This window comes from Mucilaginibacter sp. L3T2-6, from assembly GCF_030519355.1.
Taxonomy (GTDB): Bacteria; Bacteroidota; Bacteroidia; order Sphingobacteriales; family Sphingobacteriaceae; genus Mucilaginibacter.
The window spans coordinates 250,363-261,654 of the sequence record NZ_JAUMKC010000001.1; the positions used below are offsets into that span (position 1 = coordinate 250,363).

The 11,292-nt window shown below is 44.6% G+C and carries 9 protein-coding genes; 3 read left to right on the forward strand and 6 right to left on the reverse strand.

Annotated elements, in window-relative coordinates:
- Window positions 1–37 precede the first annotated feature (37 nt).
- Entirely contained in the window at window positions 38–937 is a 900-nt protein-coding gene (locus tag Q3W13_RS01220) for an MBL fold metallo-hydrolase (RefSeq protein ID WP_302860691.1), read from the forward strand.
- A 189-nt stretch (window positions 938–1,126) separates the two neighbouring features.
- The gene (locus Q3W13_RS01225; protein WP_302860692.1) at window positions 1,127–1,840 is read left to right on the forward strand and encodes a hypothetical protein; all 714 of its coding nucleotides are present in this window, start codon (window positions 1,127–1,129) and stop codon (window positions 1,838–1,840) included.
- Window positions 1,841–1,919: 79 nt separating this feature from the next.
- On the opposite strand, the gene Q3W13_RS01230 is transcribed toward Q3W13_RS01225, so the two are convergent.
- Window positions 1,920–2,204, reverse strand: coding sequence for a hypothetical protein (locus Q3W13_RS01230; protein ID WP_302860693.1), 285 nt, complete (start codon window positions 2,202–2,204; stop codon window positions 1,920–1,922).
- Window positions 2,205–2,534: 330 nt separating this feature from the next.
- On the opposite strand from Q3W13_RS01230, the gene Q3W13_RS01235 reads away from it, so the two are divergent.
- Window positions 2,535–2,894, forward strand: coding sequence for a hypothetical protein (locus Q3W13_RS01235; protein ID WP_302860694.1), 360 nt, complete (start codon window positions 2,535–2,537; stop codon window positions 2,892–2,894).
- Between the two features lie 118 nt (window positions 2,895–3,012).
- On the opposite strand, the gene Q3W13_RS01240 is transcribed toward Q3W13_RS01235, so the two are convergent.
- The 5 genes from Q3W13_RS01240 to Q3W13_RS01260 form a co-directional block, all read right to left on the reverse strand.
- A complete protein-coding gene (locus Q3W13_RS01240; RefSeq protein ID WP_302860695.1) occupies window positions 3,013–4,419 on the reverse strand; it encodes an efflux transporter outer membrane subunit in 1,407 nt (468 codons plus the stop codon).
- Between the two features lie 10 nt (window positions 4,420–4,429).
- On the reverse strand, window positions 4,430–7,591 hold the full coding sequence (locus Q3W13_RS01245) for an efflux RND transporter permease subunit (RefSeq protein WP_302860696.1): 3,162 nt from the start codon (window positions 7,589–7,591) through the stop codon (window positions 4,430–4,432).
- Between the two features lie 105 nt (window positions 7,592–7,696).
- Window positions 7,697–8,911: an efflux RND transporter periplasmic adaptor subunit gene (locus tag Q3W13_RS01250; RefSeq protein WP_302860697.1), complete on the reverse strand. Its 1,215-nt coding sequence runs from the start codon at window positions 8,909–8,911 to the stop codon at window positions 7,697–7,699.
- 368 nt (window positions 8,912–9,279) lie between these two features.
- Complete coding sequence (locus Q3W13_RS01255; protein ID WP_302860698.1) at window positions 9,280–10,041, reverse strand: LytTR family DNA-binding domain-containing protein; 762 nt, start codon at window positions 10,039–10,041, stop codon at window positions 9,280–9,282.
- Entirely contained in the window at window positions 10,038–11,111 is a 1,074-nt protein-coding gene (locus Q3W13_RS01260; RefSeq protein ID WP_302860699.1) for a sensor histidine kinase, read from the reverse strand. The genes Q3W13_RS01255 and Q3W13_RS01260 overlap by 4 nt, the downstream gene beginning before the upstream one ends.
- Window positions 11,112–11,292: the final 181 nt, after the last annotated feature.

The following is an 11,292-nucleotide window of genomic DNA, read 5'->3' on the forward strand; positions in this document are numbered from 1 at the left end:
TATTAATAACACACAAACTAATCTCCAATCACTAAACATGGAACGTCGTCAATTTTTAAGGAATACCGCATTAACAGCAGGCGCGCTGGCATTATTAGGCAGAAAAAGTTTTGCTGCTATGTTGGCCGACCCGGCTTATCAGTTTAAACCGCTGCGCAATAACGTAGGCATGTTCGCCGAATCGGGCGGTACTATCGCCTGGCTGGTTAATAAGGACGGGATTGTGGTGGTAGATGCCGAATTCCCGGATCCAGCCAAACACCTGATCGCCGAGCTTCAAAAACAATCCAGTCAACCTTTTCAATGGCTCATCAATACGCATCATCACGGCGATCATACCGGAGGTAATATCTCATTTAAAGGTATCGTTAAAAATGTAGCAGCGCATGCTAATTCGCTCGCCAATCAAAAGGCAGTGGCTGAGAAAAATAACAAAGTTGACCAACAGCTATATCCTGACACTACCTTTACCGATAAATGGAAAATTAAGGTTGGCGATGAACATATATCTGCGCATTACTTCGGCACAGGCCACACCAACGGTGATGCGATGATCCATTTTGAAAATGCCAACATTGTGCATATGGGTGATCTGGTATTTAACCGAATGTACCCATTTGTTGATAATAGCGCAGGCGCATCTGTTAAACATTGGCCGGTAGTCCTCGAAAAAGCCGCCAAACAGTTTGACAAGGATACCATGTTTGTTTTCGGTCATGCCGCCGACCCGCAAAAGGTGATCGGCAATATGGACGATGTAAAAGCCATGCAGAACTTTATGGAAAAGCTGGAAGCGTATGTAGCTGATGGTGTAAAATCCGGAAAGAGTCTCGATGACTTAAATAAAGCGACCTCAATTCCCGGCGTTAATGATTGGCAGGGCACTGGTATTCAGCGGGGCATACAATCGGCGTATGAAGAGTTGACGAAATCATAGGCGTGAATACTCACTAATTGGAGCGGATTGCACGAATTTTGGCAGACGCCAGCTGTATTGATATGCAATTAATCTCAATATTGTTAGTTCGCGCAATTCGGTTCCAATTAGTGAGTATTTATGCTTCAGTGATTTTCGCACATTATTAAAATTTGATTAGTTTTAGCTTTCCGGTTTAAAACCAAGCTCATGAAACTTATCCCTGCTATTCTTGTCCTTGCATTATTGGCACCTCTAAAGAAGGAATTAAATTCAAAAGAAGTTTTAACCCGCATGTATAAGCGCTATCATGGCGTGTGGCATAAGTCGCTAAAATTTAAGCAGACAACGGAACGTTTTAAAAACGACAGTCTTATAAATACCTCAACCTGGTACGAAACTATTGTGTATCCTGATTTGCTGCGCATTGACATCGGCTCTCCGGGAAGTCCGAATGGTATTTTGTTCAGGCATGATTCAACCTACAGGTTTAAGGACAATAAGATTGTACAGGGTGTTAAAAATGAAAATGAACTGATCTTTTTCCTTGGCGGGATGTATTTCAAAACTTTCGACCAGGTATTGGCTCACTTTGCTGAACTGAATTATGATCTGTCCAAATTTCACACCTCAACCTGGAAGGGAAAACCGGTTTACGTTTTGGGCGCTGCAAGCGATGAAGAAAAGGTAAACCAACTTTGGATAGACCAGGAAAAACTGGTTGCCGTGAAGTTTTTAAAGTATGAAAATAATACAAAGGAAGAAGGCACCTTTGAGCAACAGGTACCGCTGGGGAAAGCATGGAGCGAAACTAAGTGCGCGTTCTACTTTAATGACAAGCTGCTGCAAACCGAAACTTATACTGATTTAAAAGCCGGTGAGGAGGTTGATATGAAAATTTTTGAGCCTTCGCTGATGAAGTAATATATAAGGGGATTTGTCAACCCAACAGGAGTTGACAAATCTTTTGCCGGTTTTTAATCTGCTTTCTTCCTGCCGGTGATCACCCCTTTTTTAACCGTATTATCCGGCGTTTCGATTGCCCGCCATGATTCCGGCCGTTATCTTCACTGCGGCCATGGTCGGTAGTGACGAAAATTACCCATTCTTCGTTAAAATGCTTTTCCCGGTACGTATTGCCCGCCAGATACCGGCAATCTGTGTGTCCATTTTTCAATGAAATCGTAATATTGAGGGCTGTCGCCATGCGCATGGTCCATATCGTCAGTATATTCCAAAAAAACGAGCTTAAGTTTTTTAAAAATGCGCTAAAGCTGGTCAGCAGCAATAGCAGAAGGGAAAAGATTCCTGCTGGCCATAGTTTTAGGTCAAGCCGCTTAAATACCTGCTAAAGCAAATGTATCACTAACTACATGTTATTTTATCTGCGGTTCTGCCAATTCCCAATTTTGGCCGACGAACAGCTGTTATCTTTCGATGAATAGCTATTATTCAGATAATTAACTAGTTATGGGTGTTTAACGGCTGTTTTGAACAGTATGTCTATATTTTAATGGCGCTGGTCTAAAAGGTTTTTTTGGCATGTAAAGTTGCTGTTCATTTGCATCATAAAACGATAACAAAGATTATTCACATAACATTAAAAGACATTAAAAACATGAAAACTTCAATCAAATTAACAGCATTACTTTTATTGGCTGCAACCGGTGTGTTTGCAGCTACTCCTGCAAAATCAACAAAGACTGATGTGCCGGCAGTAACTATTTCGTCACTTGCTTCAAACAAGGGCATTGCCGTTAAAGCTGCTGATGCTAAATCAATCGTAATGATTTACGACAAGGACAAAAACGTGTTGCGCAAAGATGTTTTAGCCAGCAATGCGTCAAAGGGTTATATCTTAAACAACCTGGAAAATGGCGATTACATTATGGAAGTCACTTCGAACAATCAAACTGTTAAGAAAAACATCCACGTTTACAACGAAGATAAAACCAAAACATTCATCGTTCAGGAATAATTGATTATCCCTTATAATGCAAAGCACCACTCCGGAAGGGGCGGTGCTTTTTTTAATTTAGATGATTTCGGATCCATTCAGCAATGGAACAATTCATACGTTTTAATGCTGCAAACGCTTATCTCGCTCCGCCACCAAGTGCCCTGTACAAATTAACTACGGCCTGCAGTTGCTGCAGCCTGTCGTTAACGCCATCAAGCTGGGCTGCTAACAGATTTTGCTCGGAGGTAAGCACATCTGTGTAATTGGTTGCTGAACTGTAACGTAAAAGCTCGTTGGTATACGCTACGGCTTTTGTCAATGCCGCTATTTCTTTTGCGCGGGCGCCACCTTTTTCGGTGGCTGATTGGTATGCGTAAAGCGCGTTCGATACTTCCTGGCCCGCTATCAGCAACGATTGCTGAAAACCCAGCAAAGCCTCCATCTGCTGCGCCTGCGCAGTTTTCAGGCGTGCTTTGTTGATACCCTGGTTAAATACCGGCTGTGTTAAACCCGCGGCAATATTGTAAAATATAGAGCCGTTAAAAAAGTCTTTCAATTGCAGGTTCGACCAGCCACCGCTGGCCGTAATGGTAAGCTGAGGGTAAAAATAAGTGCGCGCCGCATTAGTGTTCTCAAAAGCCGCACGGAAGGCATATTCTGCCTGCTGTACATCGGGGCGGTTTTTTAACAGTTGTGACGGAATGCCGGTTTGCAGGCTATCCGGGGTTTTCTGGTCATCGAGCTTTAAGCGGTTTAATGCACCGGGCTGCCGGCCCACTAATATATCTATCGCATTTTCCGTCTCGCGGATGGCGCGTTTCAAGTCAGGAATAGCTACTTCGGCAGCATAGCGGTTGGCTTCGCTCTGCACAACGGCGGCGCCATTAACTACTGCGCTTTCCTTTAGCGCTTTCATAGTCTCGGCGCTCTTTATGCGGCTCTGCAGTGTATTGGTAGTTATTTCCAGTTCTTTATCCAATGCAAGCAACGTATAATAATTATTGGCGATGTCGGCTATCAGTTGTGTTTGTACGGCGCGTTTTGCGGCGTCAGTTTGCAGCAGATTATTATAAGCCGCGCGTTTTGCGCTTGTCAGTTTGCCCCAAATATCAGCCTCCCAGTTTGTGCTAAGACCTAATTGGTATTGAGTCGTTAGAAGGCTTGGCCCTGCTCCGGCTGGGTAGCCGAGGCTTGGCCCGGATAATTTGGAACGTGTTACGCCTGCACCGGCGCTAAGGCTTGGCAATAGTGCAGCCTTACTTTGTCCCAATGCCGCCTGTGCTTCATATATTTTTTGTACCGCTATTTTTAAGTTAAAATTACCGTACAACCCTTCTCGTATCAACGCTTTAAGAACGGTATCGGTAAACAGCTGTTCCCACGGCAAAGACGCCATTGTTGCAGTGTCGTTTGTTTGCTGACCGCGATACAGGTCGCTGGTATTAAGTTGCGGCTGCTCGTAAGGCCGGGTCACCTTGCATGATATTGCCCCAATCAGTACTCCGGCCAGCAGAATTGTATATTTTGTATTGATCCTTTTCATTGGTGAAAAATTAGTTGGCAGGCACAATAGCTTCGTCTTCGTCCTCATCATCGAATTTGCGCAGGTGGCGCGGACCGCTGATTTTCTCTTGCAAGTGCTGAAAAATGATAAATAGCACCGGGATAGCAAATACACCCAGCAATGTGCCGATAAACATGCCTCCGACAGCGCCTGTGCCTATCGACCGGTTCCCTATTGCGCCCGCGCCGGTAGAAAACATCAACGGCATGATACCGAAGATAAAGGCAAAGGAAGTCATCAGGATGGGCCTTAAACGGGCTTCGGCACCCAATATGGCCGCCTGCAAAATTTCCATGCCTTGGCGGCGCCGTCCCAGCGCAAACTCAACAATCAGTATAGCATTCTTAGCCAACAGGCCGATGAGCATAATTAATGATATCTGCACGTAAATGTTGCTGTCGATGCCGAAGATCCTGGCGAAAATGTATGTTCCTGATAAACCTATGGGCAATGAAAGCAAAACCGCGAAAGGCAGAATATAACTTTCATACTGTGCGCTTAACAGGAAGTAAACAAATACCAGGCACAGGATGAAAATGTAAACAGACTGTGTACCGCTGGCTAATTCCTCGCGGGTAAGGCCCGAAAATTCGTATCCATATCCGGCAGGGAGCTTTTCTGCTGCTACTTGTTTGATAGCGTTAATGGCATCGCCGGTAGAGTAACCAGGATTAGGCTGACCGGTGACCGATACTGCGGTGAACAGGTTAAATCGTTCGATAGCTTCGGGGCCGAAAACTTTTTTTAGTGTAATAAACTCTGTAATGGGGGCCATAGCTCCGCTGCCGCTGCGTACGAATATCTTGCTCAGTCCGGCTTCGTTGGCACGGTAAGCGTAATCAGCCTGTACCATAACGCGGTATTGCTTACCAAATTCGTTAAAGTTAGATGCATAAATACCACCATAATAACCTTGTAGTGTGTTGATGACTGAAGTAAGCGTTATGCCTGCCTCCTTACATTTAGCTACATTAACATCCACCTGATATTGCGGGAAGTTAGGGTTAAATGATGTATTTGTATTCTGAATTTCCTTACGTTTATTTAAAGCTGCGAGGAAGTCCTGCGTAACCTTGTAGATTTCTGCAGATGTATGGCCGCCTTTATCCTCCAACTGAAAATCAAAGCCGCTTCCTTGTCCGAATCCCTGGATAGTTGGGGGTGAGAAGAAAAAGATGCTGGCCTCGTGGATACCGCCGATTTTACCATAAAGCTGCCCGATTACGCTCTTAATATCATCGTGCTTGCGCTTATCCCATGTTTTAAGCTTTACGATCACCATACCATACGCACTGCCACTGCCCGCAGTAAAGTTAAAACCAACTATTTGCAGTGTGTTTTGAACCGATGGCAAGGTATGGGCAATGCTATCGATGGTTTTTGTAACGGCAGCTGTACGGGGCATACCCGCTGCTGGCGGGAGGGTGACGCTGGCAAATATGGTTCCCTGGTCTTCGCTGGGCACAAAGCTTGATGGCGTAGTTTTAATCATTATTAGCAGCGTAGCCATAAAGATTACTATTCCGGCAACCACTATCCATCTTTTATGCGACAGGAACCTTACGGAGCGCTCATACCGGGTGGTTATATGGTTAAATACTATGTCAAACCGGGTGTAAAAAAAGTTTAAGAAGCGTTTTTTCTTATGCGCTTCGTTATGCGGTTTCAGAAACATAGCGCATAAGGCGGGGCTAAGGGTAAGCGCATTAACCGCCGAAAGCAGGATGGCTACTGCCAGTGTTATGCCAAATTGCTTATAAAAGACGCCCGTTGAGCCACTGATGAACGTTACGGGTAAAAACACCGCCGACATTACCAGCGTGATGGAAATTATTGCGCCGGATATTTCCTTCATTGCATCCACCGATGCCTTTCGCGCCGAGCGATAGCCTCTGTCCAGCTTGGCATGTACGGCCTCAACTACCACAATGGCATCATCCACCACGATACCGATCGCCAGCACCATTGCAAATAGTGTAAGCAGGTTAATGGTAAACCCAAACAGGTTGAGGAAGAAGAAGGTACCGATAATAGCAACCGGAACAGCAATAGCGGGAATTAACGTCGACCGGAAATCCTGCAGGAAGATAAAAACAACAATAAATACCAGGATAAATGCTTCAATAAGCGTACTGATCACCTTTTCGATAGAGGCATTCAGATATTCGTTGGCATCAACCAGGTAGGTTATGTGGATACCCTTCGGGAACGATTGCGAGGCGTCTTCCAATATCTTCTTTGCATCGTTAATAACGTCGCGCGCATTAGACCCGGAAGCCTGCGTTATACCAACACCCACCGATGCCAGTCCGTTGGTTTTCAGGTCGACGGAGTAATCCAAGGCTCCAAGTTCAATACGGGCCACATCGCTTAAATGCAGTAACTGGCCCTTGCCATCGGATTTGATGATAATGTTGCCAAATTCGCGGGTGGTTTTCAGTCGCCCCGTAAACCGGATAACGTATTGGAATGATTCGTTAGAATTCTCACCGAATTTACCTGGAGCGGCTTCGATATTTTGCTCGTTAAGCGCTTCGGTTATATCGTCGGGTACCAGTCCATAACGCGACATCACATCCGGCTTCAGCCATATCCTCATCGAGTAATCTTTCGATGTGAATACCTGCACGTTTCCTACCCCATTCACACGCTGGATGGCCGGTATCAGGTTAATCTTGGTATAATTCTGCAGGAAGGTTTCGTCGTAATCCTTGTTCTCGCTGTATAGCGAAAATATAAGCAGGTTACTGTTTTGGCTTTTGGCTACGGTCACCCCGGCTTCAGTAACCACCTGTGGCAGTAAGCTTACCGCTCGAGACACACGGTTTTGAACGTTTACCGCAGCGAGGTCGGGGTTAGTACCCACTTTAAAGAAAATGGTAATCTGCGCCGATCCGTCGTTTCCGGCGGAAGAGGTCATGTAGGTCATGTTCTCTACGCCGTTGATCTGCTCTTCCAGCGGGATAATAACGCTTTTAAGTACTACGTCGGCATTGGCGCCGCTGTAAAATGCTGACACAAAAACCGTCGGTGGGGCGATATCCGGATATTGCGAGATAGGCAGGTTGACTAATCCTATCATACCCAAAATAACCAGCAGCACAGATATTACGGTTGAAAGTACAGGCCGCTCTATGAATTTTTTTAACATATTTGATTTAAGTCTTGAGTCGTGGTCTGTAGTCTTAAGTCAGAAAACTCTAACCAATTTGAATCCGGTCTTAAGACTACAGACTTAAGACTCCGGACTTTAGACTTATTTCAGATCTTTATAAACCACGTCCGGACTAATATCAGATGGCTTGATCTGCGTGTCGTCTTTCAAATTGTTCACACTTTCGGCTATGATTTTATCGCCGGCTTTTACGCCGCCTGTTACAATAAAGTACTGACCCGGCGTATTGTCCATGGTAGTAATTGCCACATTTTTCACCTTGTTTTGGTTATCTACAACATAAACGAAACGCTTATCCTGTAATTCGTAAGTTACATTTTGGGGCACAACTATAGCATCTTTTACCGGTGTAGGTATCCGTACGGTAGCGCTCGAGCCGGTGCGCAATAATCCCCTGGGATTTACAAAGGCCGCCCTGAAATTGGCCGAGCCGGTGTTGGTATTGATGAGCCCGTTAACGGTTTCCACTTTTCCGGTGTGATCATATAGAATACCATCGGCCAGCAGGAGCGATACCTTTGGCATGCTGTTTAATTTGGTTTTAAGTGACGTGCTTTTCCCTGCGCTGTCGCGGCTGAAATCCAGCAGTTGTTTTTCATTCATGGCAAAGTAGGCATAAATAGTAGCGGTGTTGTATACAGTTGTCAAGGGATCAGCAGTAGTGCTGTTCACCAGGCTGCCGAGCTTATAGGGCAGCGACCCGATAACGCCATCTACCGGGCTGGTAATGGTGGTGTAACCCAGATTCACTTTGGCATTGGCCAATGCTGCTTTTGCCTGCGCCAGTGCTGCTTGTTTGGTTTGCAGGGCATATTGAGCCGATTCCAGCTCAAAGTGGCTAATAATGTCCTTTTCAACCAGCGGCTTAACCTTGTTTACCTGCAATTGTGCCGTGTTTACATCCGCGAGTGCGGTTTGTACGCCTGCTTCGGCCGTGCGCACTTCCTGTTCGTACTGAGGGGCCTTTATCTTAAACAGCAATTGGCCTTTATGTACAATGGTGCCTTCGTCAACATAAATACCATCCACAAATCCGTCAACCTTCGGCCTGATCTCAATATTCTGTAAGCCCTGTAGGCTTGCCGGGTAATCTGTATTTAATGTAGCAGTAACAGGTTGCAGGGTAAATGTTTTATAAGCGGCGATAGCAGCTGGCCCCCCTTGTCCGTTCTGCTGAGCGCCTTTCCCTCCGCAAGAATATATCAGTGATCCGGCGATGACACCGATGAACGGCTTTAATAATTTGGAAAAAGAAAAACCCTTTAAAGGGTGAGTTAAATACTTTTGGGTGTTCATATATATCGACAGAGATGGCCAGTTTTTAGAGCCGGCAAATATAATATCATTATGGTATTAGTTGCAGGATGTAACTATTTATTGGCACGCAGCTACCTGGTTAATTTGTTTGACAGGGTTAACAGTTAACAGGCTGCAAAAGTATTTTTACCAGGGGCGATAAAAATTTATTTCAACCCGCCGGGTGCTATTTTAAACAGATTACCATGTTGCTTAAATAACGCGCCCGAATTGTTTTGACGTTTGAAAGGACAATGTGTTACAAAAGAAACGGATTTTAACGGCAGTTTTTATATACCCTGCATGTTCTGGAAATAATGGCTGTTGATGATAACGTATTTTTCCCCCTATCTTAACACCTTAACCCATCAAACCCACTTACTCAAAAATTTGCTAAATGCTTCCTTATATTGATCACCTACGGTAATATTTACTTTACCGATCTGCAGTGCGTTCCGGGTGATGGAATTTATTTTATCGAGCGATACGATAAATGACCGATGCACCCGCATAAAGCGTTTGGCAGGCAGTTTTTCCTCCAGCGATTTGAGGCTGGTTAACGAGAGGGTTGGTCTATCAGCATTTTGCAGCCATACCTTTACATAATCCTTCAAACCTTCTATGTAAAGGATGTCATTTAACGCAATACGCACGAGTTGATATTCCACCTTCAAAAACAAATACTCATCTTCAATATGATCTTCTGGAGGAGTGGAGGGAAGGGAGGCAGTTGCCGGCGTTGTGTTCGATTTTTCCACAAGTTGGGCATAGGCCAGTGCCTTATGTGCTGCGTTTAAAAATTCCTCGTAGTTGAAAGGTTTCAGGAGATAATCGAGTGCATCTACTTTATAACCCTCCAGCGCAAATTGGTTGTAGGCGGTTGTGAAGATGATACGGGGGCGGTTGGTTTTGCTGTTATCCAGCACACGCGCCAGCTCAATGCCGTTCAGATCGGGCATTTGTATGTCTAAAAATATCACGTCGATTTTTTGCGTATGGATAGCGCGGAGGGCTTCTACCGCGCTGTTGTACCGCCCAGCTAAATTCAAAAACGGCGTGCGTTCAATAAAAGAACAAACCAGGCCAAGCGCCAGGGGTTCATCATCTACGGCTATGCAATTTATGGTCATGCCAGATTAAGCGTTAGGTGAACTAAATAAGCATTTTCCATCGTACTTTCATTTATCAGCAAATTATATTTGCCTGGATATAACAGATCAAGCCGACGCCGTGTATTATTCAGGCCAATACCATTGCCTTCCTCTAAATTAGTGTTTTGTTCCTTTATTATAGTATTCACAACGTTCAATTCTACAACCGTATCATTTTGACTAATGGTAATGTTGATGTAGCTCGGCTGGCTTGCGCTCACACCATGTTTAAAGGCATTCTCAACAAAGGGTAAAAATATCATCGGCGCTATGGCCATATCCCTCAACGCTGCAGGCGAGCTAAAATCGATTTTAACGACATCGGTGAGCCGCAATTCCATCAGGCTGATATAATCTTTTATAAAAGCGATTTCCTGGCTCAGCATGGTCGTGGCATTCTGTGTGTCATACAACACATAACGCATCATCCGCGATAGCTGGTGGATAGCTTTACGCGATACATCGGCGTCCACATGCGTTAAAGCATATATATTATTCAGTGTATTGAAAAAGAAGTGCGGGTTGATCTGGGCTTTCAAAAACGACAGTTCCGAGCTTATCCGTTCCTGCTCCATGTCCTGGTGCACCTGCTTATCTTTTTGCCATTTTTGTATGGTGGTAATGCTGGTACTGATGCCAAGTACCAGCGCGCTCATGGCAAGTAAGGCAAAATCCCAACTATGATCGCGGCCGCCCTTGTGATGTTTTGGCGGCCCCATTTTATGGAAGGCAGCATCCATTAAACGGCGTATATTCAGGAACTCGTCCGCATATATATTTAGCAGTAAAATAGCGCCGACAATACAGGCTATGATCAGAAAATAGAGCCCGGTGCGGTTCTTTAAAACAAGTTTGGGTACCAGTACTAATGAATTGATGTAAAATGCAATAATAAGCACCCCGAGAATAATGCATTGCTTTATCCACAGCTGATAGGGGACTGTAATGCTCCAGGATCGCGGTTGAAAAAAATATATCAATCCAAATACCGCCCATGTTAATACATGAATGGTAATGGTTATGATAGTGCTTTTTGATTTTTGTATCATTCTTCTCTAAAAACTTTTGCTATCAGGTTATTACTAAGCCTTGTAAAGGACAATATTACGATGCCTGCTATTACAAAGCCAATCAAAATCTATTGACATCAATACTTTACCGACGAACAGCCAATCTTTGCCGCTAAAAGTGCATAACGGTAAACGCTTTCAAAATCCGGGCTTTTATAGG